Raw genomic sequence first — 26,189 nt, forward strand, 5'->3', positions numbered from 1 at the left:
ATGCTTGAGGTGTTGGATCACTCTAGCGCCCAGTCCCGCGCGACCGAAAGGCATCACTCAGACGGGGGCGTTGCCACGCCTCTTGACGCACGACAGCCTTAGGGCCTTGATAAACCTGTAAAAGACGGCAGGAGACGGAAAATCGAGGCATTAGCAGGACTCTTGGCCTTCGGGGTGATCGTCGTCTTGGCAGTGGCGGTCTTTCGGCGTGGCAGCCAGCCGCCCCTGGATCAAGACTGGCAGAAGCGCACCAAACGCCCGCCGCCGCCTGCACATAAGCCCCCGATCCGTCCCGTGGAAAAGCGCCCCCGCCGCCCCGCACAAACGAACCGCGTGCCCGAGCGCATATCGACCCCTGCGGGCGCGGCCTATGACCAACGCAATGGACGCGCCTGCGCGTCGCCGCCCACCTCCTTCGATCCCGAAACCGCCAGCCCGCCGCAGCACGTCCGCACCTTGCGCGGTCGCGCCTATGTGGTCGACGGCTACACCCTCAAGATCCAGAAAACCCAGATCCGCCTGTTCGGCGTCGACGCGCCCGAGATGAACCACCCCTTCGGCAAGCGGGCCAAATGGGCGATGTTTGAACTCTGCAAAGGTCAGATGGTGACGGCAGAGGTGCTGGAGGTCGACGACCACGGGCGCACGGTTGCCAAATGTATGCTGGACGACGGGCGCGATCTCTCGGCAGAGCTTGTGAAGCAGGGCCTGGCGCTGGATTGGCCGAAGTATTCGGGCGGCGTCTACCACCACCTGGAAACGCCCAATGCCCGCAAGAAACTGTGGCTCGCCGCCGCGCGGCAGAGGGGCCATATGCATGTCTGGGACAAGTTCGACGCCCAGCAAAAGGCCAAGGCGTCGAACGGGTCACGGTGACCGGCAACACCTGCCCGATTGGCGGTGTGCGCACACCTCGTTAACTATTTTTTCTTTATGTATGAGGGGTTTAACCCCTTGCTCAAGCTTGAGCAGCCCCCCGGATCGCTCGGATGTTCTCACCATAAGGTGCCGGATCATCCACCGATCCGCCCCGGAACACCGCCGATCCCGCCACCAGAACATCCGCCCCCGCTTGGGCGACCAGCGGCGCCGTGCCCACGTCGACGCCGCCGTCGATCTCGATATGCACCTCCCGGTCGCCGATCATCTCGCGCAGCGCCCGGACCTTGCCGGTCATGTCGATGAAGGACTGCCCACCGAACCCGGGGTTCACCGTCATCACGCAGACCAAATCGCAGAGGTCCAGCACCTCCGCCACAGCGCTCGCCGGGGTGCCGGGGTTCAGCGCCACGCCCGCCTTCATCCCCGCGCCTCGGATCGCCTGCAACGTGCGGTGAATATGCGGCCCGGCCTCCACATGCGCCGTCAGCACATCGGCGCCCGCGTCGGCATAGGCGTCGATATAGGCATCGACCGGAGAGATCATCAGATGCACGTCCATCACCGTGCTGACGTGTTTGCGGAGCGCCTTCACCATCGGCGGGCCGAACGTCAGGTTCGGCACGAAATGCCCGTCCATCACATCGATATGGATCCAGTCCGCGCCCTGCCCCTCAACGGCGCGCACCTCGGCCCCGAAGTTGGCGAAATCGGCGGCGAGGATCGACGGGGCGATCTTGATGGAACGGTCAAACGGCATGGCAGCACCTCCTCTGTGCGGGTCTGTTAGCCCCTGCCCCGCCCCTTGGCAAACCGAACCGTCGCGCGCAGACTTCGCCTCGCCCAACCCGGAAGGCTCGCCCATGACCGCGCAATACCTCACCGCCCTGATCCTCGTGACAATCGGCGGGGCCTGCATCGCCACCCAGGCGGTGATCAACGGACGCCTCAGCACCCACGTGGGCGACCCGGTGACGGCGGCAGCGATCTCCTTCATTGTCGCCGCCGTTCTGTTGAGCGTCATCGTCGTGGCGCGCGGCGCCGTGCCCTCGGGCGAGACACTGGCCAGCGCGCCCTGGTGGGCATGGGTCGGCGGGGCCTTGGGCGCGTTCTATGTCTGGTCTGCGGTGGCCTCCGTCGGCACGCTGGGGGTGCTGACGCTGATGGCAACGCTGGTGTTCGGGCAACTCATCGCGGCGCTGATCCTCGACGCCATCGGCGCGTTCGGCCTGCAGCTGCGCGAGATCTCGTGGACACGGATCGCCGCCGTGGCGATGGTGGCGGGCGGGCTGTTCCTGTCGCGGATCTGATTTTTGACCGTTTGGTCAACCTTGCCTTTTCGTGCCACCCATGGGACCGTGCGGAAACATCCGGAAATCGCCCCATGACCGTGACAACACAAACCACGTCCCTGCAAACCGACCAGCTGCCCCAGGTCCACCTGCCCCGCAACGCGGGGCTCGATCTGGACATGGACTGGGTCGCCCGCGTTCAGGCCAATACCTCGGCGATTGAACGCCGCGCGGCGACCCTGCCGGGGCGGCGGACGGTGAAGAAGACCCACCAGGCGGCGTGGCTGGCAAAGGCCATCACCTGCATCGACCTCACGACGCTCAGCGGCGACGACACGCCGGGCCGCGTCCGGCGGCTCTGCGCCAAGGCCCGCCAGCCCGTCCGCGCCGATATCCTCGACGCGCTTGGCCTGCCCGCGATCACCACGGGCGCGGTCTGCGTCTATCACGAGATGATCGAAACGGCGGTTGAGGCGCTGGAGGGCACCGGCATCCCCGTCGCCGCCGTCTCCACCGGGTTTCCCGCGGGCCTCTCGCCGTTCCACCTGCGTGTCGCCGAGATCGAAGAGAGCGTGAAGGCAGGCGCCGCCGAGATCGATATCGTCATCTCCCGCCGCCATGTTTTGACGGGGAACTGGCAGGCGCTCTACGATGAAATGCGCGAATTCCGCGCCGCTTGTGGCGAGGCCCACGTCAAGGCGATCCTCGCTACGGGAGAGTTGGGGACGCTGCGCAACGTCGCCCGTGCCTCACTAGTCTGCATGATGGCGGGCGCCGATTTCATCAAGACCTCCACCGGCAAGGAAAGCGTCAACGCGACGCTGCCCGTCTCGCTCACCATGCTGCGCGCGATTCGTGAATATGAGGCGCGCACGGGCTACAAGGTCGGCTACAAACCGGCGGGGGGGATTTCCAAGGCGAAGGACTCGCTGGTGTACCTGAGCCTGATGAAGGAAGAACTCGGCCACCGCTGGCTCCAGCCCGACCTCTTCCGCTTCGGCGCATCATCGCTTCTGGGCGACATCGAACGCCAGTTGGAGCACCACGTGACCGGGCAATATTCGGCTGGTTACAGGCATGGGATCGGGTGACGCCATGATCTCCTTTGGTGGTGCTTTCATCCTTATGTGGGCCGCTTTGGCCAATGGCGTGTTTTTATTCAGTTTCCTCGTCGCACTTACCATGCCAGCCTCTTCTCCCGGCAATCAAGATGACCTTCGGCCGTTGAAAAGACTCCTCAAGATCGCGCGGATCCTATGCGTCATCATCTTCATACTAACTATGCCTGCATGGCTGTTTTTGGGACCTTAGAGCTGTAGAATGCCCTTCAATCTCATCCTCCTGATCATCGTCGTGGGCTTCTGCCTCTGGATCATGATGCGTGTCTCGCGTCCGTTGCGCGAGGAATCCATGAAGCTGACCGTGGACCAGGCGCGCACCTTCAACAAAAAGTACCGCAACAAGGCCAACCGCGCCGACATGCCGCCCGAGTTGCAACGGGTGGCCGAGGCCAGCGACCGCGCGCGGCCTGTCACCTATGCGGCCTGTGCCGCCAGTGCGGCCTCCATCGCCGCCTACATCCTGATCGGGGGATAGACAGTGACTGCGCCCTTCATGCCCCTCTCTGACCCGCCCGACGTGACGGCCTTTCTCCCGATGGCAGAGCCCTTGGTCACGACCTATACGGACGGCCGCATCGACGCTGGCTATTGCCCCTACCTCTACGCCGCCTCCGAGCGTCGCATGACCCCCGATGGAACAGCGCTTCTGATCGGAAGCGCAGGCATGGATGGGGTGGAGTTCGCTCTCAAACGCGGCGAGCCAGGCGTCTGGATCTACCATCCATACGATGACGCCTGGACCACAATCGCCCCCGATATCGCCACTTTCGAAACCCTTTGGCTCGCGGGTCAGATCACCGTCTGACCGCGCCGGGAGACCCCCATGACAACCGCTGAAATCTTCGAGACCATGGACTACGGCCCCGCCCCCGAATCCAGCGCCGAGGCGCTGCAATGGCTGGCGGACCGGGGTGGCATCGCGGGGCCATTTGTGAATGGAACCTGGGGGCCGCTCCGCGATGATTTCGCTTCCAACAACCCGGCGACCGGGGAAAAGCTGGCAGGCGTGACCAAATGCACGGCCGATGAGGTCGCCGCTGCCGTCAAAGCCGCCCGCAAGGCGCAGGGGGCCTGGGCCAAGGACCACCACAAACGCGCCCGCGTGCTCTATGCCATTGCGCGGCTGATGCAGAAGCATTCACGCCTTCTGGCGACGATGGAAACGCTCGATAACGGCAAGCCGATCCGGGAGAGCCGCGATATCGATGTGCCGCTGGCGATCCGCCATTTCTACTATCACGCGGGCCTGGCACAGCTGCTGCCCACGGAAATGCCGGGGCATTCTGCGCTGGGTGTGTGCGGCCAGATCATCCCGTGGAACTTCCCGCTGCTGATGCTGGCCTGGAAAATCGCGCCCGCGCTCGCGGCAGGCAATACCGTGGTGCTCAAACCCGCCGAATACACAACGCTCTCGGCCATGGTCTTCGCCGAGATCTGCGTGGAGGCGGGCGTGCCGCCCGGCGTGGTCAACATCGTGACGGGCGACGGCGACACAGGCGCGGCCTTGGTGGCGTCCGATGTCGACAAAATCGCTTTCACCGGCTCGACCTCCGTCGGCCGCCTGATCCGGGAACAGACGGCAGGCACCGGCAAACGGCTGACGTTGGAACTTGGCGGCAAGTCCCCCTACATCGTCTTCGACGACGCCGATATTGACAGCGCCATCGAAGGCCTGGTGGACGCCATCTGGTTCAACCAGGGCCAGGTCTGCTGTGCGGGATCGCGGCTGTTGGTGCAGGAAAACATCGCCGAGGATTTCCACGCCCGCCTGAAGGCCCGCATGGCCAGCCTGCGCGTGGGCGACCCGATGGACAAATGCATCGACGTGGGCGCCATCGTGGACCCGGTCCAGCACGCGACGATCACCCGGCTGGTGGCCGCCTCGGACGGTGACATCTACCACGCCCCCGGCCCGATGCCTGAGGGCGGATGCTTCTACCCGCCGACGCTGATCACCGGGCTGCACACGGCCTCGCCCCTGATGCAGGAAGAGATCTTCGGACCGGTGCTCGTCTCCACCACCTTCCGCACGCCCGCGGAGGCCGTGGAAGTGGCCAACAACACGCGCTATGGGCTGGCCGCGACGCTCTGGACAGAGAACGTGAACCTGGCGTTGGACATTGCGCCCAAGCTGGTGGCGGGCGTGGTCTGGGTGAATGCGACGAACCTCTTTGATGCCGCCGCCCCCTTTGGCGGCGTGCGGGAATCCGGCTTTGGGCGCGAGGGCGGATGGGAGGGCCTCGGGGCCTATCTGAAGGCCGATACCAAGCCCCTACCCACCAAGCCCCTGACCTTGCCGAATGCGCCAGACACCCCCGCCACGGCAGAGCTCGACCGGACCGCGAAGATGTATATCGGCGGCAAGCAGGCGCGGGCCGATGGCGGCTATTCGACGGGTCATTATTCGCGCAAGGGCGCGCTTTTAGGGCATACGGGCAACGGTAACCGCAAGGACATCCGCAACGCGGTGGAAGCCGCGCGCGGGGCCGCGAAGTGGGGCAAAAGCACCGGGCATCTGCGGGCGCAGATCCTGTATTACCTGGCCGAGAACCTGTCGGCGCGCGCAGAAGAATTCGCCGGGCGCATCGGCGCGTGCCTGGGCACGTCGGGCGGCAAAGCCTCGGCCGAGGTCGACGCCGCCATCGCCACGCTTTTCACCGCCGCCGCCTGGGCCGACAAGTTCGACGGCACCGCCAAGGGCGTGCCGCTACGCGGCGTGGCGCTGGCGATGAAAGAGCCGGTGGGGATCATCGGTGCACTCGCGCCCGATGACGCGCCCCTCCTCGCGTCTACGACGCTCCTCGCAGCGGCCCTGGCGATGGGCAACCGCATCGTCCTGACGCCCTCTCAAGCCGCGCCGCTGGTGATGACGGACTTCTACCAGGTGCTGGAAACCTCGGACGTGCCGGCAGGCGTGGTCAACATCGTGACCGGGGCGCATGCGGACCTCGCGCCGACGCTGGCGGGTCATATGGAGGTTGATGCGCTGTGGTCGTTCTCGCCCCATGCGGACCCCGCGGCCTTGGAAAAGGCCTCTGCCACGAACCTCAAACGCAGCTGGACCAACACCGGCGGCAATCCCGATTGGACCTCGCCCAACCTGCGCCCGTTCCTGGAGGCCGCGACCGAGACGAAAACCGTCTGGATCCCCTACGGCGAATAGCGCGCGCGGCCTCCCCTCCGGGCGCAGCTCCCCCCTTCATCTTGCCAGAAAAACTCCCGCCGGAGGCTCCGTATTTCGCATCCCGCGCTTTCAATCGAAAGTTGAGATCACCGCCCGCCAAGGCGATCCTTCAGCTTCGCCCACCGCACCGCGAGCCCGTCAGTGATCGGGTTGATCACCCGATCCTCAAACCGTTCCCACATCCGCCAGATCATCAGCCCGATCGCCAAAAGCACCAGCAGCACCGCGATCGCGGGCCAGGGGATCAGCGTGACATCGGGGCCGTCGACCTGCCGGATCGACAGCGCATTTGGGTAGGACGACAGGATGTTGTTGCGCCAGCCATAATGCGTGACCGCAACCCAGATCGGCGCGTCGCGGGTCGAGCGCAGGTCCTGCGCCTCGGTCTGCAGATCCTGGCTGTCGATCTTGAAATAGGGCGGCCAGCCGAAGATCCCGGTGTCTTCATTGCGGAAATCGAGCGGGCTGCCATCGGGGCGCACGGTGCTGATGATGCGCACGTCGCGCTGCACGGATGTGCCCGCCGCGCCGCTGTCGGATTGGGCGTAAAACCACGCGCTCCACCCCGAGATCTCGGTCAGTTGCAGCTGCGTGTCGGTGATCCGCACGACCTCGCGTTGGGGCAGCGTGTAATGGGCGAAGGCGCCCAGGATCGACAAGACGATCAGCAGAATGATTATCCGGGGCCAGCGCATGGGTCGTGTTCCTTCAGTTGCTCAGCCAGACAAAGGCCACCAATCCAACCAAAGGCATGACATAGACGCCGAGCACCAGCCAGACCCTTATGCGAGAGACTTTCGGCCCGATCCGCTCATTTATCCAGGCGTCCCGGTCGCCGGGGCGCCCCTCTCGCACCCAGTCCTCTTCCAGCGTCATCCGCGCGCCCGAGCGCAGGTAGAAAAACATGCAGACGTAAACGACGGTCAGCGCCACCATCATGACGATCGCAACCCGGCCCAATCCCAGCATCCTCGGTGTCTCCCGTTTTCGCGTTTTGCTACATATAGGTCATGGGGGCGGCGAATGGCAGGGCTTGCGGCGACATCGCGCGGGGGCGGTGAGGTCGAGAGGGTCCGCGCCGTTCCGAGGTGGCTGCGCTGTGCGGAGTTCTGCAGAAGGTCAAAGCGCCAACGCCCGACTTCCAGTGCGGGTTGGAAGAGCTGTGGAGCGGATCCCCCAAAATGACAGTTCGTGATGCGACCGGGGGGACACCGATCGAGGCCGCAGCGTCCAAGACATTGAAAAAGGGGGCAGAATTCGTGGCGCTTCGGAGCCTACAGGTCAGGAATCCTTGACCTCGTCCAATGGCCAAACCAATGGGCGAGCGTCCAAAGCAGGCAAGACTGCGCCAACATCACAGCGCTGTCGCTGGCGGAACTTCTTCTATAAGAGGGCAGCCGTATCGCCCTAGGCGTATTCGGGAAAGCCCAGATGCTGCAACGCGCGCGAGGCGCGTTGGCTGGCGGCGGCGTCGCCGGTGATCAATAGCTCATTCAGATGCTTGACCAGCGCGCTCAGGGTCTTGGCCGAGGCCTGATCCTGAATGAACGCTGCAACCTTGGTTCTGTCGATCGACAGAATGTCTTCCGGACTTGGCATGGGTATCCCCTCCCCAACAAAGTGGCCGTCGCGCTAGAGAAAATATTAACCCGATTCTCCCCCTCCGTCTTCGGTTTCGTAACAGTTTTGAAACGAATTTGACTTACCCACAGGCGGTGCTCAATTTCCGGGCAACTTGTGTCGCCCCGGCTTTGACCGCTAAGCTTCTGGGGTGCAAAAAGAATTGGATCACCGCCGCGATGTCAGAGCCCAAGACCTTCGATCATCTGCTGCTGGGTGTGGGCGCGATGAAAGCGGGCACGACGTGGATTTTTGACGCGCTGCACCGCCATCCCGACATCTATTTTTGCCGCGAGAAGGAGATTCACTACCTTTATGCGCGCCACGTAAACCCCGGCATGTTGTCAGACAAGAACCGCATGCGGCGCGCGCGAGATTATCTGTATTTCGACCCCGAAGTCTCGTCCAAGCCGGTGCTGCAAAAGCGCGTGCAATGGGTGGCCCATTGGCTGAACGGGCCAGTGGACGACGCCTGGTTCAACAGCCTGTTCGAGCAGAAGGGCGGCGCCACCTGGGTGGCGGATTTCTCCAACATGAACGCGCTTGTTCCCGAGGAAGGATGGGCCGCCCTTCACGCGCGCACGGAAAAACTGCGCGTCCTCTACACCCTGCGCGAGCCGTTGGATCGGTTGTGGAGCCATGTGAGGTTTCACCTGAAAATGCAGGGCGCGACGGAGAAGCTGGACGAATGGACGTTGGACGAGCTGGAAGACCATGTGCGCCACGGCGCCGATTACCTGACCCACAACGATTATGCCGCCGCCATCGCCCGGATGCAGGCCGCCCTGCCCGCCGAATGCCTGCACGTCGACTTTTTCGACCGGATTTCCCGCGAACCCCGCGCTTTCATTGCCGATGTTGAGCAGTTTCTGGACGTGGCCCCCCATGACTTGCCCGACGGGATCGTTACCCGCGTCGTCAACCCCTCCCCTCCGCGCCCGATGCCAGCGGGCTTCGCCGACAGGTTCGCACCCGACATCGCGCAGCAGATCGACGCGCTGAAAGGCCTGGGTATCGCGGTGCCGGACAGTTGGGGGTAACTTTTCGGTAGGCGTCCCGCATTCGCTGCGGCACACTGGGACCAAACCAGACGTCAGGGAGAGAGACATGACCAAAACGTTGACCATGGGTGCCGCTGTGCTGGCGCTGACCGCAGGCGCCGCGATGGCGCAGCAGACCTCCATCACCATCGGGATGCAGCTTGAGCCGCCGATGCTGGACCCCACGGGCGGTGCCGCCGCCGCGATTGACGAGGTGGTTTATTCGAACGTTTTCGAGGGTCTGACACGGTTTGCCGCCGACGGCTCTGTCGTGCCGGGCCTGGCCGAAAGCTGGGAGATTTCCGAGGACGGCACGGTCTATACGTTCAACCTGCGCGAAGGCGTCAGCTTCCATGACGGCGCAGCGATGACGGCAGAGGATGTTGTGTTCTCGCTCGACCGCGCCCGCGCGGAGGGCTCCACCAACGCGCAGGCCGCACTTTTTGCCAATATCGTCAGCGCAGAAGCCGTGGATGACACGACGGTCGCCGTCACCCTGGACGGGCCGGACGGCGCGTTCCTGTTTGACATGGCCTGGGGCGACGCGGTGATCGTGGACCCGGCCAGCGCCGAGACCAACGCGACCAACCCTGTGGGCACCGGCGCGTTTACCTTTGGCGAATGGCGCCAGGGCGACAGCGTGACGCTGACCCGCAACGACGCCTATTGGGGCGAGCCCGCCGCGCTGACGGACGTGACCTTCCGCTTCATCAGCGACCCCAACGCGGCGCTGGCCGCGATGATGGCGGGCGACGTGGATGCCTTCCCGGTCTTCCCCGCGCCCGAAAACCTGGCCCAGTTCGAGGCCGATCCCCGCTTCAACGTCATCGTCGGCTCTACCGAGGGGGAGACGATCCTGTCGATGAACAACGGCTCCGAGGCGCTCTCCAACCCGTTGATCCGGCAGGCGATTTCCCACGCGATCAACCGTCAGGACATCATCGACGGCGCGATGTTCGGCTATGGCACCCCCATCGGCACCCACTTCGCGCCCCACAACCCGGACTACGTGGACCTCACCGCACAATCGGCGTTTGACCCCGACCGCGCCCGCGAGCTGCTGGCCGAGGCGGGGGCCGAGGACCTGACCCTGCGCCTGATGCTGCCGCCGCCCTCCTACGCGCGCCGTGGTGGAGAGATCATCGCCAGCCAGCTGCGCGACGTGGGGATCAACACGGAAATCACCAACCTCGAATGGGCCGGTTGGCTGGAGCAGGTGTTCCGCGGCTATGATTTCGACCTGACCATCGTCAGCCACACAGAGCCCGCCGACATCAACATCTACGCCCGGCCCGACTATTACTTCCAATACGACAGCGCCGAGTTCCAGGCCCTGATGGAGGAGCTTGCCGTCACCACGGACCCGGCAGAGCGCACGCGGATCAACCGGGCAGCACAGCAGATGATCGCAGACGATTACGTCAACGGCTACCTGTTCCAACTGGCGAAAACCGGCGTGGCGAACGCCAATATCGAGGGCCTGTGGGAAAATGCGCCGACCCAGGCCAACGACCTGACGGCAGTACGCTGGACGCAATAAAGCACCGGGCGCCGGGGGGCCATCACCCCCCGGACACCCTGCCCAAAGGCTCAACCATGCGCCTGACCCTGATCACTGCAGCCCTACTGCTTGCCAACCCCACCGCCGCCGACACGCTGCCGCAAGGCCGCTTCATGTTGGGCAGCTACATCTGGCCCGAAGGGGCGATCCCGTACAACGCGACCCTGCAGATCGAGGGGGCGGGCATCGCGATCTCCCTCAGCTCAGCGCGCGCGTTGAACCTATCGGAATGTGACGCCACCGGTGATTGCATCTACACGCTGCCCATCGCGACGGCGCAGGGCAGCAGCGACAGCCTCTCATTGACGTTAAGCGATGTCGCGCTGATGCCCACGCCCGAAAGCCTCTGGTCCGACAGCATGCCCACAAGCGTCTACGCCGACCAATTGATAAGCGCCTTGCACGACACGGCCATCCTGACGGAAGACCACGGCTTTTCCGTCCTGTCGTCTTTCGGTCCGCTCCACTTCTACAACGTGGACACAGGCGGGCAGGAGGCGATCAACGCCTACCCCCTCCACATGGAGATGTCGCGCCGGGATCTGGCCCATTGCGACGTGCGCCAGATCGCGCCGCTGTTCACCCGAAGCGACCTGTCACCGGGAGAGGTCGCGTTCCGCGACGCCCTGCGCGGCATGGCCTACAGGTGGGCGCTGTCGGCCAAGATCGACACGCTGGTGCCGCTTTACGACACATTGGGGCCTGCGGTCCTGGAGGAAACGGACGCGCTGGCCCAGGCCGCTCTGCTGCCTGTCCTGCTCGCGCTGGAGCCTGAGGGTCCCACTGTCATCGAGCAGTTCTGGGAAGGCCCGGGCCGCGCGCGGCTGGATGATCAGCGGCCCGCCTATGACGCAATGGTCGCGCAATATGGCGGCACGTTGGTGCCCCTGGCCGACTTCCTGCGGCATCTGGCGCAGAACGACGCACCACGCCGGGTGCAACCGCCCTGTGATGATCTCAGCTTCGGGTACATCGCGGCACGAAACGGCGGCTGAGGGCCGTGCGAAAGTGCTTTGTCATCGGGATGTCATAGGGGAAGATTAACGCTGCGGATGCACGCAATTTGACCAAGGGATTTCCATGACGCTCTTCTCTCGCCTCTCCGCCAGCGCCGCCACGGCGCTGTGCCTGACCGCCCCGGCCTTCGCAGAAACCTTGATGGTGACGAACTTCAACGCCACGGGCGAGGGATCGCTGCAAGCGGCGCTGGATGCGGCGGGGGCCTCGAACGCGCGGTCCGTGATCTTGGTGGCAGAGGCCGACGGCACGATCACCACGGACACCGGCCTGCGCTATGAGGGGGCCGCGCCCGTCGTGATCATGGGCAATGGTGTCACCATCGCCTCGCCCAACGACGTGACGCTTTTGACCGCCATCGGCCCGCAGGTTCTGGCGATCACCGGCGCGCGGTTCTCCGGGCCGGGGGGCTTTTCGATCACAGAACAAGGCACTACGGCGGGCAAGGGGATATTCCTCGACGTCGCCGAAGACGCGGAGGGCGTCGTCAGCCTGGTGCTGACCAACGTCGCCGTCTCGGGCGTGGCCGGGCACGGCATCCACGTCTCCGACTGCACATTGGCCGATGAATGCGGCGGCGGAGAGGGCGGCGCGGGCGAAGGCTCGGGCGCGTCGATCCAGGTGGAGCTGAGCCGCGTGGTGATCAGCGACGTGGGTCAGGGCAGCTTTGACGCCGACGGTTTGCGCGTCGACGAACGGGGCCCGGGCGACATCAACCTGACGGGCATGATCGTGGAGGCCACGGGCGTGGGCGCCGACGGGATGGAGCTGGATGAGGGGCAGGAGGGCGACGTGATCGTCGACCTGATCCGTGCCAATTTCATCGAGAACGGCGATTATTGTGACCCGGCGGTTCTCAGCGCCTTCCTGCCGGAAGAGGACGAGGGGGAATTCGATGCCGGGCTGCTGGCCATGGCGGACGTCCCGCAACCCGCCGACGACACCCCCGACATGAGCTGTTTTGAGCTGGAGGTGGACACCTATGAGGACGGCAGCGTCGAGGCCTATGAATACGGTATCGACGTGGACGACGGGTTGGACATCGACGAGGCGGGCCCCGGCAGCATCATCGGGACGTTCTCGGTCGGGCAGATGCTTGGCAATTTCGACGAGGGCTACGACTTCGACGAAGCGGGCCCCGGCGACATCGACGTGGTGTTCACCGGCATCATCGGCAACGGCAACACCGACGACGCCATCAAGCTGAGCGAGGCGGGCATGGGCTCGGTCTACCTGACGGCCACGGCGGTGGAGGCCTCGTCCAACGGCGGTGTCGGCATCGTGGCCGAGGAAGAGGATCGCGGCGATGTCTTCGTGGCGCTGATCAGCGTCGCCACCGCCGGGAACGACGGCGGCGAGTTGGGCGTCGAAGCAGTCCAGGAGGACGAAGGCGAGGGCAACGTCTACGTCATCGACAGCGAGATCGCCGACGGGATCGAAACCGACGGCGCGACGCTGGACGCGGACTAGCCCTCACCCCGCGCGCGCCCCCTGAGGACAAGATCACCCCAGGGGACGCATGCTCCCCCCTTCATCTTGCCAAATACACCTCCGGGGGAGGCCGCGCGCCATAGGCGCGGGGGCGGGGGCAGAGCCCCCTTCCCCCCTCAGCCGACCACGTTGAACGCAGGCCCATAGGGATAGCCGGTGATATTCTCGGCCCCCTCCTCGGTCACGATCAGAATGTCGTGCTCGCGGTAGCCGCCCGCGCCGGGCTGCCCGTCGGGGATCGTCAGCATCGGCTCCATCGAAATCACCATACCGGGTTCCAGCACCGTGTCGATGTCCTCGCGCAGCTCCAGCCCCGCCTCGCGCCCGTAGTAATGGCTGAGGATCCCGAAGGAGTGGCCGTAGCCGAAACTCCGGTATTGCAGCAGGTCCCGCTCCGCAAAAAACCCGTTCACCCCGGCGGTAATCTCGGCACAGGAGGCACCGGGTTTGATCAGGGAAATCCCCAACTCATGGGCGGCGACATTGGCCTCCCAGATCTTGAGCGACGCCGGGTCGACCTCTTCCACGAACAGCGTGCGTTCCAGCGCCGTGTAGTAGCCCGAGATCATCGGGAAGGTGTTAAGCGACAGGATATCGCCGCGCTGCAGGGTCCGCGCGGTGACGGGATTATGGGCGCCGTCAGTATTGAGGCCGGATTGGAACCACACCCAGGTGTCGCGGTATTCCGCGTCGGGGAAGTTCTCGGCGATGTGCAATTCCATCGCGTCGCGACCCGCCATGGCGATGTCGATCTCGCGCGCACCGGTGCGAATGGCCTCGCGGATCGCATAGCCGCCGACGTCCGCCGTGGCGGCGCCTGCGCGGATCAAGTCGCGCTCGGCGTCGGATTTCATCATCCGCTGACGCATCGTGGCGGGCGCGATATCGACCATGCGCGCGGGCTTCAGGAAAGTGTCCAACAGCGCGTGTTGCGCGAGCGTCAGGTGATCGCCCTCAAACCCCACCACGCGGCCTTCGCCCGCCACGTGGCGGATCGTGCGCCAGTAATTGTCGCGCTCCCAATCGGTATAGGTCAGCGCTTCGTGGGCGCATCGGCGCCAGGGCTGGCCCGCGTCGATACCTGCGGAAATGACGACGGAGCGGTCTGCCGTGACAACCAACCCATAAGGCCGCCCGAACGCGCAGTAGAGAAAGCCCGAATAATAGGCGACGTTGTGCATCGAGGTCAGCACCGCAACCTCCACCCCCTCGCGCGCCATCGCAGCGCGCAGGCCCTTCAGGCGGGTGTCGTATTCGGCCAGATCGAACGGCAGCGCCGCTTTGGACCCATTGTGCATTTCGTAGAATTGGGGGCGTGACATGCGCGACCCTCCTTTGACAGAAGGCCCCGGCGTTCAGGGCAGAACGGCCTATGAGGGTGACGCCATCACCTCGGCACTCATGTTGCATTAGCCGAGCGCCCCGCCCTCTGGCAAGTCCCTGGATCAGGCAACGCGGGCGGGCAGAACCGCGTCGAATCGCGGCCTGTAGGCGCTGAGGTCGGCCAAGGCCACGCGCGCCTCGTGCCTGCTGGCCACCGGCAGGCAGGTCCTGCCAAGGGCACTGCCATCGCGGGTGAGATCGGGGAACAGACCGGCGATCTCGTTATGGGCTGCGTCAGAAAGATCGCCCAGGGTCGTGTCGCCCAGAAACAGCGTCTCCGACCACAGACCTGCGGCGCATACGAGGCCGTGATCCTCCAGCAGGATATGGATGTAGCTCACCTGCCGGGCCCGCGCGTCGACACTGACGCCCGCGCGCGGGGTCAGGTGACAGGCCGCCACCAGCACGGCAGAGGCCCCGAGCGCGATGCCGCTGGCACCGGTCGCTAGGGCCAAGCGGTGTTGGGGGGACACCCGGACGGCACGCGAGGGCACGCCGGGCCCAAACGTGCCCGGCGCGATCACGACAGGGCGCAGGTGCGGGTTCCGGGCCAGCGCACGGGCATCCAGATGCCGCTGGCCGATCCATTTGATCGGCTGCGCGTGCCCCTCAGCGGTCAGCACCAGATCGCCCGGTTTCAGCCGGTCGATCACCCGGGGGCCCGTTGGGGTTTCAATCAGCGTGTCGCCCGTGAAACAGACGTAATCCGGCAGGGTGTCATAGGTCGTGGACGGCGCGGTGACGATCGTGCTGCCGGTGCCGGTGATCGTGTCCCCGACATCGAATGTGCCCTGGGTGGCAATGATCAGCGTCGGTGTGGAAAACTGGATCAGCGTGAAAGACACCGGCGTCGCGCCGATATTGCCGCTGTAGGTCTCGAACACCTGAAAGTTGGTGGAATCGCCAATGAACCCCGGCGGAAGATCCGCGGCATCCAGCTGCGCGCCCGAGCCGTCGCTCCATTCCAGCAGGGTATCATCGTCGGTGACATCGACGATGTATTCCTCCAGCACCGTCACATCCGACGTGCTGAGGGGGTCTGCGTTAATCCGGTAGACGACGAGTGTCGGCATGGGTCCAGTCTTGCTGCGCTGCCTCGGGCCGGAGGGGCCCCGAGGACGGTTTCCTACAGTTTGAGAAGACCTTGAGACTTTGCCGTTTATTGGCCCGTCCTGTGATGAAATTCAGAAACCTGCGCGCCATTGTCCACAGGGGCGACACAATCGCGCCGAGGCAGACCAACGCCCTATGGCACCGCGCGGGAACTCGGCTTAACGTCGGCCCATGGCCCGCTACCTCCTTACCCGAGCGCTTTCCCTGAGCCTCAGCCTGATCGTGGCCAGCGCCGTGATCTTCGCGGTGATCGAGGTTATTCCCGGCGATCCCGCCGCCTTCATGTTGGGCCTGAATGCCACGGACGAGGCCATCGCCAACCTGCGTGCGGAGCTTGGGTTGGAGGGCAGCCTGATCCAGCGGTATTTCAACTGGGTCACCGGCATGGTGCAGGGCGATTTCGGCACGTCGTATAACTACCGCGTGCCAGTGGCCGAGTTGATCGCGGACCGGATCTGGGTCTCGGTCCCGCTGGCGGTGCTGGCGCTGATCCTGTCGACGCTGATCGCGGTGCCGGTGGGCGTTCTGGCCGCCGCAAACCGGGGCCGTGTGGGCGATTACATGACCATGGGAGTCACGCAATTGGGCATCGCAGTGCCGAACTTCTGGTTCGCGATGTTCCTGGTGTTGCTCTTCGCCGTGCAGCGGCAGTGGTTCCCCTCGGGCGGGTTTCCGGGCTGGGAAGAACCCGGCGCGGCGCTGCGGTCCCTGACCCTGCCCGCCATCGCGCTGGCCCTGCCCCAGGCGGCGATCCTGGCGCGGGTGATGCGCTCCGCCCTGATCGAAACGCTGGACCAGGACTATATCCGCACCGCCCGCGCCAAGGGCCTCAGCCCGCGCCAATCGGTCCTGCGCCACGCCCTGCGCAACGCGCTGATCCCGGTTCTGACCATCATCGGGCTGCAGTTCAGCTTCCTGTTGGCCGGCGCGATCATCATCGAGAATGTGTTCTACATTCCGGGCCTCGGGCGGCTGATTTTCCAAGGCATCACCCAGCGTGATCTGATCGTGGTGGAAAGCGTCACCATGCTGCTGGTCTTCGCGGTGATCGTGGTGACGTTCCTCGTGGACGTTGCCTATGCCCTTGTCGACCCGAGGCTGCGCCGCGCATGAAACACTTGCCTGCCTCCCTGATCTTCGGTGCGATCATCACCGCGTTTTTCATCGCCACGGCCCTTCTGTCGCTGGTCTGGACGCCCTACGACACCGCCAGCCTGTCGATCGCCGACCGGCTGCAACCCCGCTCTGCCGCCCATTGGTTCGGCACCGATCAGTTCGGGCGCGATCTGGTCTCGATGCTGATGGAAGGCACCCAGACCTCCATCGCCGTGGCGCTGATTGCGGTGGGCATCGGTGTGGTTGTCGGCGTGCCGTTGGGCCTTGCGGCGGCGGCCTCTCGCGGGTCATTGCTGGACGAGTTGATCATGCGCGGCAACGACCTGATCTTCGCCTTCCCCTCGCTGGTGATCGCGATCCTGATCACCGCGATCTACGGCCCCTCGGCCACCAATGCGATCCTGGCGATCGGCATTTTCAACATCCCCGTCTTCGCCCGCGTGGCGCGCGGCGGCGCGCTGCCGATCTGGACGCTGGACTACATCCTGGCCGCGCGCACTGCGGGAAAGACCCACGCGCGCATCAGTTTCGAACATATCCTGCCCAACATCGCCAATCTGCTGATCGTGCAGGCCACGATCCAGTTTTCACTGGGGATCCTGGCCGAGGCCGGGCTGTCCTACGTGGGCCTCGGCGCGCAGCCACCCACCGCGTCGCTTGGCAAGATGTTGGCCGACGCGCAGACGATGATCTATTCCCACGCCCATCTGGCGCTACTGCCGGGCCTGTCGATTGTGGTGCTGGTCCTGGGCCTCAACCTGATGGGCGACGGGCTGCGCGACGCGCTGGACCCGCGCCTGCGGAGGGCCCGGGAATGATCGAGGTTTCGGGGCTAGGGCTGGAGATCGGGCACACGCGCATCCTGGAGGATGTGGCGTTCTCCATCCCGGCGCGACAGATCTTCGGGTTGGTGGGCGAAAGCGGCTCGGGCAAGTCGATGACGGCGCTTGCGATGATGGGCCTGCTGCCGCGCCGCGCCGTCACCCGAGGGGCTGCGCTGCTGGACGGGGTGGACATGCTGGCGCTGGAGGAGGCGCAGCTGCAAAAGCTGCGCGGCAACGACATCGCGATGATTTTTCAAGAGCCGATGACAGCGCTCAACCCGGTGCAGACCATCGGCGATCAGGTGGCCGAGACGCTGCTGATCCACACCGAAACCAGTCGCGCCAACGCGCTGGCCGTCGCCCGTGACCGGCTGGACCGCGTGGGCCTGAAGCACATCGCGCTCGACCGTTACCCCCATGAGCTGTCCGGCGGGCAACGTCAGCGGGTCTGCATCGCCGCCGCCATTGCCCTGCACCCCCGCCTGTTGATCGCGGATGAGCCGACGACAGCGCTGGATGTCACCACCCAGGCGCAAATCCTTGATCTGCTGAAAGAGCTGGTGGCCGAGGAAGGGATGTCGCTGCTGCTGATCACCCACGATCTGGCCGTCGTATCCGACATGGCCGATCATATCGCGGTGATGCAGAAGGGGCGCATTGTCGAACAGGGGGCGACGGCGCAGGTGCTGCGCGACCAGGCCCATCCCTACACCCGCGCGCTCTTTGCCGCGTCCTCCCATCAGCCGGACCGCGCGGCAGAGGCGGCTTCCGATGCGATCTTGGACGTCGCAGACGTCCACCGCCACTACCCCGGCCCGCGCCAGGGATTCCGGCGCGGCCCGCCGGTGCGCGCCGTGAACGGCGTGTCTTTCGCGCTGCAAAGGGGCGAAAGCCTGGGGCTGGTGGGCGAGTCGGGCTGTGGCAAGTCCACCCTGACCCGCGCGATCCTGGGCCTTGATCCGGTAACCTCGGGGGCAATCACGCTCAACGGCCACGCCGTCTCGCCGCAGATGCCGCGCAGCCTGCGCGCGGATGTGCAGGTGGTGTTCCAGGACCCCTACGGCAGCTTCAACCCGCGCTGGCGCGTCGACCGCATCGTGAGCGAGCCGTTCCACCTGCTCGACACCAAACCCGAACGGGCCTCCGCCGTGGCCGAGGCCCTGCACGCCGTGCGCCTGTCGCCTGAGGATGCGCACAAGTACCCGCATGAGTTCTCGGGCGGTCAGCGTCAGCGCATCGCCATCGCCCGCGCGCTGATCACAAGGCCCAAGCTACTGGTCCTCGATGAGGCCGTCAGCGCGCTGGATGTCTCCGTGCGGGCGCAGATCCTTGATCTGCTGGCGGATCTCCAGACGGAATTCGGCCTGTCCTACCTGTTAATTTCTCACGACCTGACCGTCGTGCGCGCCATCACTGACCGCGTGCTGGTGATGCAGGCCGGTGAAATCGTCGAACAGGGCGCGACGGAGGCTGTGTTCACCGCGCCGCAGCACCCCTATACACAGACGCTTCTGAATGCCGCGCCCACCTTACCCGGAGACCTCGATGCAGCTTTGGTTTGACCCCTCGCTCATGTTCATCGGCGGCGCATGGCGCCCCGCCACAGACACGCTGCCCGTCCTCAACCCGTCCAACTGCGAGGAGATCGCGCGCATCGCGCGCGGTCGAGGAGGGGACGTGGACGCCGCCGTCAAAGCCGCGCAAGCGGCGCTGGAGGGGGCCTGGGGCGCCCTGACCGCCGCCGAGCGCGGGCGCATCCTTCTGCGCCTGGGGCAGTTGGTCCTCGACCACGCGAACGCACTGGCCGAGATGGAGGCCACGGATGTCGGCAAGCCCCTCACCCAGGCCCGCGCCGATGTCACCGCGCTCGCGCGTTACTGCGAGTTCTACGGCGGTGCCGCCGATAAGCTGACCGGCGAAACCCTGCCCTTCAACGCGGGCTACACCGTCTACACCCTGCGCGAGCCCCATGGCGTGACAGGCCATATCATCCCGTGGAACTACCCGATGCAGATCATCGGGCGGTCCATCGGCGCGGCGCTGGCCACGGGCAACGCCTGCGTGCTGAAACCCGCCGAGGACGCCTGCCTGACAGCGCTCGCCTTCGCCGACCTCGCCCATCAGGCGGGCCTGCCCGCGGGCGCGCTGAACGTGGTGCCGGGCCTGGGGGCAGAAGCCGGCGCGGCGCTGACCGCGCACCCGGGCGTGCGGCATCTGTCGTTCACTGGATCGGTCGCCACCGGCAAGCGCGTGCAGATCGCCGCAGCCGAGAACATCGTGCCGGTGACGTTGGAGCTGGGGGGCAAGTCGCCGCAATTGGTCTTTGCCGATGCGGACCTCGACAAAGCGCTGCCGTTCCTGGTGAACGCAGGCATCCAGAACGCGGGCCAGACCTGCTCGGCGGGCTCACGGATCTTGGTGCAGCGAGAAATCCATGACGAGTTGGCCACGCGCCTTGCCGCCGAGATCAACGCCCTCACCGTTGGCCCGGCCATGGAAGACGCACGCCTGGGCCCGCTGGTCTCGGCGCGCCAGAAGGGGATTGTCGACGGCTTCCTGGCGCAAGCCGCGCCGGATCAAATCCTGGCCCAGGCCCCCCTGCCCGAGGGCCTGCCGGAGGGGGGCAACTACGTGTCGCCCACCTTGATCGGGAACATCGCCCCGGACCATCCGCTGGCCCAGGACGAGATCTTCGGCCCGGTCCAGGTGTTGATCCCGTTCGAGGATGAAGACGACGCCGTGCGCATCGCCAATGGCACGAAATACGGCCTGGTCGCCAGCGTCTGGAGCGCCGACGGCGGGCGGCAGATGCGGCTGGCCAAGCGGCTGCACGCGGGGCAGGTGTTCCTCAACAACTACGGCGCGGCGGGGGGTGTTGAGCTGCCCTTTGGCGGCGTCGGGCATTCGGGCCACGGGCGCGAGAAGGGGTTTGAGGCGATGTATGCTTTCACGACGCTGAAGACGGTGGCGGCGCATCACGGCTGAGCGCGGAGCCCGTGGCAGACCGACCCTCCGGGGGGAGGTGTTTTTGGCAAGATGAAAGGGAGGCCGCGCGCCCGGATCAGCCATAGACGGGGTGGAGGGGCACGGTTAACCTTGATGGGGAGTTAAGGGGGCCGCACCGATGGGAAAATTTCCGACGTTCTTTCTGCTGTTGGGGGTGGCGGCTTTGGCGGCGGCGCTTTTTGGCGCGTTGCACAACCAGTTGAGCTACACGGTTGGGGCCACCTATTTCACCGAATTCAAGTTCCAGCAATTTGCCATTGGGGAGGGCGTCCCAAACCGGCTTGGCGCGGCTTTGGTGGGCGTGCAGGCCAGTTGGTGGATGGGGCCGATCATTGGCCTGCCCGCGTTCATCTACGGGCTATTCGCCGTCCCCACCGCGCGCAGCTATTTGGCGGCGGGGTTGGGATCTGTCTTTGTTGTCATTCTGCTGGCGACTTTTGGCGCGCTCGCGGGACTTCTGGGCGGCTTGGTCGCGGACAGCACGGGGTTGCTCGATGAGATGATCACCTTCCCCACGGGCCCGACCCGGCAGGATCTGCTGCGCGCGGGCTTCATGCATGATGCAAGCTATATCGCAGGCGCGCTGGGGCTTCTGGCGGCCTTCATCCCGATGCGCCACGCGCGCAAGATCGACACCGCCCTGGCCCGGAAGGAGGCCGCCCATGCGGCTTGAGGGGAAGACCGCCATTGTGACCGGAGCGGGATCGGGCTTTGGGGCTGGCATCGCCCGGATCTTCGCGCGGGAAGGCGCAGAGGTGCTGGTGGGCGACGTCAACGGCGACGCGGCCAACACAATTGCCGAAGAGGTCGGCGGCGTGGCGATCTGCACCGATGTGTCCAAGGGCGCGGATGTGGCGGCCATGGCGCGCGCGGCGATGGAGCAATGGGGGCGCATCGATATCGTGGTGAACAACGCGGGCATCACCCATGTGCCGACGCCTCTGGAAGATGTCAGCGAAGAGGAGTTCGACCGCGTCCTGGCCGTCAACGCCAAATCCGTCTACCTAACCGCGCGCGAGATTGTGCCCGCCATGAAGACGGCGGGCGCGGGTGCGATCCTCAACATCGCCTCGACCGCCGGGCTCAGCCCGCGCCCGAACCTGAATTGGTACAACGCCTCAAAGGGCTGGATGATCACCGCCACCAAGACCATGGCGGTCGAGCTGGCGCCCTTCGGCATCCGGGTCAACGCGCTCTGCCCCGTGGCGGGCGAAACGCCGCTGCTGGCGAGCTTCATGGGCGAGGATACGCCCGAGATCCGCGCGAAGTTCCTGGCCACGATCCCCCTGGGCCGCTTCAGCCAGCCCGAGGATATGGGGGAGGCGGCGGCGTTCCTCTGCTCGGACGCGGCCTCGATGATCACCGGCACGGCGCTGGAAGTGGACGGGGGGCGCTGCATATGAGCGCGATCAACCTGGCTGACAAACTGGCGCAGTTCAGCGACCACTGGAGCCCCAAGGTCGTGGGCGGCTTCAACGGCCACGACCTGATGGTCGTGAAGGTGGAGGGCGAATTCGTCTGGCATTCCCACCCAGACACGGACGACTTCTTCATGGTGCTGAAGGGAGAGATCGACATCGAGATGCGAGAGCGCACGGTAACCCTTCGCGAGGGCGAGGTATTCGTCGTGCCCGCGGGCGTGGAGCATCGCCCCGTCGCGCGGGCCGAGGCGCATCTGTTGTTGATCGAGCCCGCGGGCACGCCCAACACGGGCGATCCCGAAACGGCGGCGGTCAAGGTGGCGCTGTGACCGCCTACACCCGCACCAATCTGCCCGCCGATATCGCCGTTTTTGCGGGCGATTTCGCCAGCCAACCCCTGGTGTTCGCGCATTTGCTGGACGTGGCGCCCGGCTTGGACCTGACCCATGTGGAGGTGATCCAGAACGGCCACGGCGCACGGTTGGGGGTGTATTTTGAGGCCGACGTGGCAGCGCGGCTGGCCGACGGGGCCAAGACGCTGGTGCTGGTCCTGCCGGCGGCGCATCCTGGGCTCGATTGTCCTGTGCCAGAGACGGCGCATTTGGTGCCTCTGGGGGTGCAGCGCGGCACCGTTCCCCACCTGAGCCCGCAGCCATGATGGTGCCGGGGCCGCGCAATCTGATCACCGATGTGGCGGGCCTGCGGGTCGGCAACGCCCAGAACGATGTGATCAAAACCGGGGCAACGGTGTTGGTGGGCGACGCGCCTTTCGTGGCGGGTGTCCAAGTCATGGGCGGCGCGCCGGGCACGCGAGAGACGGACCTGCTGGCGCCGGACAAGACGGTGCAAAGCGCGGACGCGCTGGTGCTGTCGGGGGGCTCGGCCTTTGGCCTCGACGCGGCATCCGGCGTGGCGGACGCTCTGCGCGCGCAGGGGCGCGGCTTTGCCGTGGGGGACCAGGTGGTGCCGATTGTGCCTGCGGCGATCCTGTTTGATCTGATCAACGGCGGCGACAAAGGCTGGGACGCGAACCCCTACGGGGCGTTGGGACGCGACGCCTTGGCGGCGGCGGAGACAGACTTCGCTCTCGGCTCGGTCGGGGCGGGCACGGGCGCGTTGATCGCGGATCTGAAGGGCGGATTGGGCTCTGCATCCTTGCGCGTGGGGGCCCATACCGTGGGCGCTTTGGTGGCAGTGAACGCGCTGGGGCGGGTCACAGTCGGCGACAGCAAGCATTTCTGGGCGGCGCCCTTCGAGATGGCGGGGGAGTTCGGCGGCCATGGGCCCGCCCCGGCCTTCGACCCGCAGGCACTGCCCCCAGTCAAAGGCGGAGCACAGAACACGACGATTGCGATTGTTGCCACGGACGCGGCCCTGACCCAGGCGCAGGCCACGCGCCTGGCGGTGGCGGCCCACGACGGGATGGCGCGCGCGATCTACCCCAGCCACACGCCGATGGACGGGGACCTCGTGTTCGCCGCCGCCACGGGTGCGGTTGAGGGCGAGGCCGACACCTTGTTGTTGGGGCACGCGGCGGCGCTGTGCCTGTCGCGCGCGATTGCACGGGGCGTCTTTGAGGCGACGACGGCGGAGGGGGATGTGATGCAAACCTACCGAGATAAGTTCGGGTGAAGCCCGAGGGGGACCCACAAAGAGAGCCGTTTTTGCCGCTCCGATCCTCTGGGTGAGCGCGCCATTTGCCGTGGCGCAATAGATTAGCACGGAGCGGCTTGTCGTGCCGCAGCCCGCCCCAATTCCGATGCAGCGGTTGTTCTCTATTTGCTCAAAGGCGGCACCATGGGTGACATGATGACCCTCAGCAGAGGCACCCGATCCCCTTAACCTGCTGCAATCGCATGATATCTGGCGCGCCAAGGCACTGGCTTGGCTCATTGAAAGCCTGCGCCTATCATTGCGGCATTCAAACCACCGGAGATTTGCCATGCGTGCCCTTCTTGTTTCAGCCCTCCTTCTTGCCCCCCTGCCCGCCGCTGCCGACGACATCACCGACGCCCTGAGCGCCGCGATTGACGCCTATGAAGAGGGGGAGATCGGGGATGCCCTGGGCGAAATCGCCTATGCCACTCAGCTTCTGAACGCGCTGCAAGCCCAGGGCTTCACCGCGTATCTGCCCGAGCCGATGCCCGGCTGGACCCGCGAAATCAGTGACGATATCGGCGCGTCACTTGGCTTTGTGGGCGGGGGCACCGCCGCCGAGGCGACGTATACGGGGCCCTCGGGCCGTTTCACCATCACCATGATGGCCGACAATCCCATGGTCATGTCGATGGCGGCGATGCTGGGGAACTCTGCCCTGATGGCCTCGATGGGTCAGATTGAGCGGATTAATCGAGAGAACTTCCTGAACGACAATGGCGATCTGTCGGGCCTGATCGGCGGGCGGATCCTGATCCAGGCGGAGGGGGGCAACAACCTCGATGATATGGTCGCCCATCTGGAGCAGATCGACTTCGATGCCTTGGAAGACTTCGGGCGCTAAATCGGCCTTCAGGTTCTGACCAAACAAAAAGACCCCGCCGGGTGTGGCGGGGTCTAAGGAATGGGGTGTCGCGGGCGACGCTTAGTGCAGCTGGCGCCCGACTTCATCGATGGCTTCGTCGATCATCTTGTTCTGGTCGGCGGCACTGGTGCCCCCGGCGATGACCTCTGCCGCTGCGGCGACGGCTGCGGAGGCGGCGCTGTCGCGCACGGCACGGCTGGCTTTCGCCTCGGCCGAGGCGATCTGATCTTCGGCGGCGGCCAGACGGCGGGTGATGGAACGGGCGATCTCGGCCTTGGCTTGCTCGGCCGCGGTTTCGGCGTTCACCCGGGCCTCAGACACGATACGGGCCGATTGCTCTTCCACTTCGCGGGCCTTGCGCTCGTAGGAGGCGAGAAGTGTTTGCGCTTCTTCGCGCAGGGCGCGGGCTTCATCAAGCTCCGAGCGGATGCCATCGGCGCGCTTGTCCAGCATGCCGCCAAGCATGCCGGGCACGCCGAAGTAGAACAGGATCGCAAGGAACAGCATGAAGCCGATCATCACCACCCAGTCGGTGTTGAAGAGCGATACGAGCCCGTAATCACCGGCGGCGAAGGCCGGGGATGCGATCAGGGCGAAGGCGGACAGGAGGGTCAGTTTTTTCATCGGCTTATCCCCTCACCCGGTTGGCAACGGCGCTGGCAATCGCGGCGGTGTCCACATCCTTGCCCGGCCCGAGGGCACGGACGATCTCGGTGGCGACGTCGCGGGCGACTTCTTCCGCCGTGGCCATGGCGCCTGCTTCGATCTCGGCGATGCGGGCTTCGCCTTCTTCGGCGCGGGCCGCAATCTCGGCGTCGGCCTTGTCAATCTCGACCTGCAGCTGCGCCTGGATTTCCTCGCGGGTTTCCTGGGCGATCTTGGAGGCCTCGGCGCGGGCGTTGGCCAGCGCAGTGTTGTAGCTTTCCTCGGCCTCGGCGGCCTGACGCTTGAGGTCTTCGGCCGTGGCGAGGTCATTGGTCAGCGTTCCCTGACGCTCGGCGATCACTGAAGATATTCGAGGCAGGGCAATCTTGGACAGCACGAAGTAAATCGCCAGAAGCGTCAGAACCAGCCAGAAGATCTGGTTGGGGAACGTGGCGAAATCGAGCTGCGGCATCCCCGGAGAGCTCGCGTAGGCAGCATCTGCTGCGCCATGAGCGGCATCGGCAGCGCCGTGGGCTGCGTCTGTGGTTTCGGCTTCATCAGCCATGGTCATCCTCCGGAGCGGGGTATGGGGTATTTCGGGGCTACGGTGGCGCGCTGCTTTGACAACAGCGCGCCGAACGTAAGGATCTTATGTCAGCTGTCTGGGTCTTAGACAGCGAACATCAGCAGCAGGGCAACGAGGAAGGCGAAGATGCCCAGGGCCTCGGCGAATGCGATGCCGATGAAGAGGGTTGCGGTCTGGCCAGCAGCCGCAGAGGGGTTGCGCAGGGCGCCGGCGAGGAAGTTGCCAGCCACGTGGCCCACACCGATAGCGGCGGCACCAGAACCGATGGCGGCCAGGCCGGCACCGATGAATTGACCCATTTGTGCGATATCGCCTTCCATGATGTATCTCCTTACGATTTGGAAGTTAGTCCGTAGGGTGCACATTCAT

At 65.4% G+C, this 26,189-nt stretch carries 29 protein-coding genes; 20 read left to right on the top strand and 9 right to left on the bottom strand.

Annotated features, from left to right (window positions below):
- Positions 1-192: 192 nt before the first annotated feature.
- Positions 193-876, top strand: coding sequence for a thermonuclease family protein (locus AC6I9R_RS20180; protein ID WP_461428564.1), 684 nt, complete (start codon positions 193-195; stop codon positions 874-876).
- An 82-nt stretch (positions 877-958) separates the two neighbouring features.
- Here AC6I9R_RS20180 and rpe read toward each other — a convergent pair whose 3' ends face one another.
- Entirely contained in the window at positions 959-1,639 is a 681-nt protein-coding gene (rpe, locus tag AC6I9R_RS20185) for a ribulose-phosphate 3-epimerase (RefSeq protein WP_461428344.1), read from the bottom strand.
- 103 nt (positions 1,640-1,742) lie between these two features.
- Here rpe and AC6I9R_RS20190 point away from each other — a divergent pair, with 103 nt between their 5' ends.
- From AC6I9R_RS20190 to AC6I9R_RS20210, 5 genes are all read left to right on the top strand, one after another.
- Positions 1,743-2,189, top strand: a complete 447-nt coding sequence (locus AC6I9R_RS20190; RefSeq protein ID WP_497863036.1) for a DMT family transporter — start codon at positions 1,743-1,745, stop codon at positions 2,187-2,189.
- Positions 2,190-2,263: 74 nt separating this feature from the next.
- Entirely contained in the window at positions 2,264-3,262 is a 999-nt protein-coding gene (deoC, locus tag AC6I9R_RS20195; RefSeq protein ID WP_461428342.1) for a deoxyribose-phosphate aldolase, read from the top strand.
- A gap of 229 nt (positions 3,263-3,491) precedes the next feature.
- Positions 3,492-3,767: a hypothetical protein gene (locus AC6I9R_RS20200; RefSeq protein ID WP_461428341.1), complete on the top strand. Its 276-nt coding sequence runs from the start codon at positions 3,492-3,494 to the stop codon at positions 3,765-3,767.
- Between the two features lie 18 nt (positions 3,768-3,785).
- Positions 3,786-4,097 (top strand): hypothetical protein, encoded by a 312-nt coding sequence (locus tag AC6I9R_RS20205; RefSeq protein ID WP_461428340.1) that lies wholly within the window; start codon positions 3,786-3,788, stop codon positions 4,095-4,097.
- 18 nt (positions 4,098-4,115) lie between these two features.
- The gene (locus AC6I9R_RS20210) at positions 4,116-6,455 is read left to right on the top strand and encodes an aldehyde dehydrogenase family protein (RefSeq protein WP_461428339.1); all 2,340 of its coding nucleotides are present in this window, start codon (positions 4,116-4,118) and stop codon (positions 6,453-6,455) included.
- A 107-nt stretch (positions 6,456-6,562) separates the two neighbouring features.
- Here the strand turns inward: AC6I9R_RS20210 and AC6I9R_RS20215 are convergent, their stop codons facing one another.
- From AC6I9R_RS20215 to AC6I9R_RS20225, 3 genes are all read right to left on the bottom strand, one after another.
- On the bottom strand, positions 6,563-7,171 hold the full coding sequence (locus AC6I9R_RS20215) for a DUF1523 family protein (RefSeq protein WP_461428338.1): 609 nt from the start codon (positions 7,169-7,171) through the stop codon (positions 6,563-6,565).
- A 13-nt stretch (positions 7,172-7,184) separates the two neighbouring features.
- Positions 7,185-7,445, bottom strand: a complete 261-nt coding sequence (locus AC6I9R_RS20220) for a hypothetical protein (protein WP_461428337.1) — start codon at positions 7,443-7,445, stop codon at positions 7,185-7,187.
- 438 nt (positions 7,446-7,883) lie between these two features.
- Positions 7,884-8,075: a hypothetical protein gene (locus AC6I9R_RS20225; RefSeq protein WP_461428336.1), complete on the bottom strand. Its 192-nt coding sequence runs from the start codon at positions 8,073-8,075 to the stop codon at positions 7,884-7,886.
- 200 nt (positions 8,076-8,275) lie between these two features.
- Here AC6I9R_RS20225 and AC6I9R_RS20230 point away from each other — a divergent pair, with 200 nt between their 5' ends.
- From AC6I9R_RS20230 to AC6I9R_RS20245, 4 genes are all read left to right on the top strand, one after another.
- Positions 8,276-9,136: a sulfotransferase gene (locus tag AC6I9R_RS20230; RefSeq protein WP_461428335.1), complete on the top strand. Its 861-nt coding sequence runs from the start codon at positions 8,276-8,278 to the stop codon at positions 9,134-9,136.
- A gap of 67 nt (positions 9,137-9,203) precedes the next feature.
- Complete coding sequence (locus AC6I9R_RS20235; RefSeq protein WP_461428334.1) at positions 9,204-10,676, top strand: ABC transporter substrate-binding protein; 1,473 nt, start codon at positions 9,204-9,206, stop codon at positions 10,674-10,676.
- Positions 10,677-10,732: 56 nt separating this feature from the next.
- Positions 10,733-11,692 (top strand): hypothetical protein, encoded by a 960-nt coding sequence (locus tag AC6I9R_RS20240; protein WP_461428333.1) that lies wholly within the window; start codon positions 10,733-10,735, stop codon positions 11,690-11,692.
- 85 nt (positions 11,693-11,777) lie between these two features.
- Positions 11,778-13,184, top strand: a complete 1,407-nt coding sequence (locus tag AC6I9R_RS20245; RefSeq protein WP_461428332.1) for a right-handed parallel beta-helix repeat-containing protein — start codon at positions 11,778-11,780, stop codon at positions 13,182-13,184.
- Positions 13,185-13,321: 137 nt separating this feature from the next.
- Here the strand turns inward: AC6I9R_RS20245 and AC6I9R_RS20250 are convergent, their stop codons facing one another.
- Positions 13,322-14,527: an aminopeptidase P family protein gene (locus tag AC6I9R_RS20250; RefSeq protein WP_497863037.1), complete on the bottom strand. Its 1,206-nt coding sequence runs from the start codon at positions 14,525-14,527 to the stop codon at positions 13,322-13,324.
- 123 nt (positions 14,528-14,650) lie between these two features.
- Positions 14,651-15,661, bottom strand: coding sequence for a Hint domain-containing protein (locus tag AC6I9R_RS20255; protein WP_461428330.1), 1,011 nt, complete (start codon positions 15,659-15,661; stop codon positions 14,651-14,653).
- Between the two features lie 211 nt (positions 15,662-15,872).
- Here AC6I9R_RS20255 and AC6I9R_RS20260 point away from each other — a divergent pair, with 211 nt between their 5' ends.
- The 10 genes from AC6I9R_RS20260 to AC6I9R_RS20305 all read left to right on the top strand — a co-directional run bounded on the left by AC6I9R_RS20260 (position 15,873) and on the right by AC6I9R_RS20305 (position 24,568).
- A complete protein-coding gene (locus tag AC6I9R_RS20260) occupies positions 15,873-16,814 on the top strand; it encodes an ABC transporter permease (protein ID WP_461428329.1) in 942 nt (313 codons plus the stop codon).
- Positions 16,811-17,635: an ABC transporter permease gene (locus AC6I9R_RS20265; protein ID WP_461428328.1), complete on the top strand. Its 825-nt coding sequence runs from the start codon at positions 16,811-16,813 to the stop codon at positions 17,633-17,635. The genes AC6I9R_RS20260 and AC6I9R_RS20265 overlap by 4 nt, the downstream gene beginning before the upstream one ends.
- A complete protein-coding gene (locus AC6I9R_RS20270) occupies positions 17,632-19,203 on the top strand; it encodes an ABC transporter ATP-binding protein (protein ID WP_461428327.1) in 1,572 nt (523 codons plus the stop codon). The genes AC6I9R_RS20265 and AC6I9R_RS20270 overlap by 4 nt, the downstream gene beginning before the upstream one ends.
- Positions 19,157-20,626 (top strand): aldehyde dehydrogenase family protein, encoded by a 1,470-nt coding sequence (locus AC6I9R_RS20275; RefSeq protein ID WP_461428326.1) that lies wholly within the window; start codon positions 19,157-19,159, stop codon positions 20,624-20,626. Before AC6I9R_RS20270 ends, AC6I9R_RS20275 begins: the two co-directional genes overlap by 47 nt.
- A 139-nt stretch (positions 20,627-20,765) precedes the next feature.
- Complete coding sequence (locus AC6I9R_RS20280; RefSeq protein WP_461428325.1) at positions 20,766-21,320, top strand: hypothetical protein; 555 nt, start codon at positions 20,766-20,768, stop codon at positions 21,318-21,320.
- On the top strand, positions 21,310-22,050 hold the full coding sequence (locus tag AC6I9R_RS20285) for a glucose 1-dehydrogenase (RefSeq protein ID WP_461428324.1): 741 nt from the start codon (positions 21,310-21,312) through the stop codon (positions 22,048-22,050). Before AC6I9R_RS20280 ends, AC6I9R_RS20285 begins: the two co-directional genes overlap by 11 nt.
- Positions 22,047-22,397: a cupin domain-containing protein gene (locus AC6I9R_RS20290; RefSeq protein WP_461428323.1), complete on the top strand. Its 351-nt coding sequence runs from the start codon at positions 22,047-22,049 to the stop codon at positions 22,395-22,397. The genes AC6I9R_RS20285 and AC6I9R_RS20290 overlap by 4 nt, the downstream gene beginning before the upstream one ends.
- On the top strand, positions 22,394-22,726 hold the full coding sequence (locus AC6I9R_RS20295) for a hypothetical protein (RefSeq protein WP_461428322.1): 333 nt from the start codon (positions 22,394-22,396) through the stop codon (positions 22,724-22,726). Before AC6I9R_RS20290 ends, AC6I9R_RS20295 begins: the two co-directional genes overlap by 4 nt.
- Complete coding sequence (locus AC6I9R_RS20300) at positions 22,726-23,700, top strand: P1 family peptidase (RefSeq protein WP_461428563.1); 975 nt, start codon at positions 22,726-22,728, stop codon at positions 23,698-23,700. The genes AC6I9R_RS20295 and AC6I9R_RS20300 overlap by 1 nt, the downstream gene beginning before the upstream one ends.
- Before the next feature lie 310 nt (positions 23,701-24,010).
- Positions 24,011-24,568: a hypothetical protein gene (locus AC6I9R_RS20305; RefSeq protein ID WP_461428321.1), complete on the top strand. Its 558-nt coding sequence runs from the start codon at positions 24,011-24,013 to the stop codon at positions 24,566-24,568.
- An 81-nt stretch (positions 24,569-24,649) separates the two neighbouring features.
- On the opposite strand, the gene AC6I9R_RS20310 is transcribed toward AC6I9R_RS20305, so the two are convergent.
- From AC6I9R_RS20310 to AC6I9R_RS20320, 3 genes are all read right to left on the bottom strand, one after another.
- Positions 24,650-25,213, bottom strand: a complete 564-nt coding sequence (locus AC6I9R_RS20310) for a F0F1 ATP synthase subunit B (RefSeq protein ID WP_461428320.1) — start codon at positions 25,211-25,213, stop codon at positions 24,650-24,652.
- A gap of 4 nt (positions 25,214-25,217) precedes the next feature.
- Positions 25,218-25,799: a F0F1 ATP synthase subunit B' gene (locus AC6I9R_RS20315; protein WP_461428319.1), complete on the bottom strand. Its 582-nt coding sequence runs from the start codon at positions 25,797-25,799 to the stop codon at positions 25,218-25,220.
- Between the two features lie 104 nt (positions 25,800-25,903).
- Complete coding sequence (locus AC6I9R_RS20320) at positions 25,904-26,140, bottom strand: F0F1 ATP synthase subunit C (protein ID WP_011453893.1); 237 nt, start codon at positions 26,138-26,140, stop codon at positions 25,904-25,906.
- Positions 26,141-26,189 lie beyond the last annotated feature (49 nt).

It is taken from the genome of Gymnodinialimonas sp. (assembly GCF_059726805.1).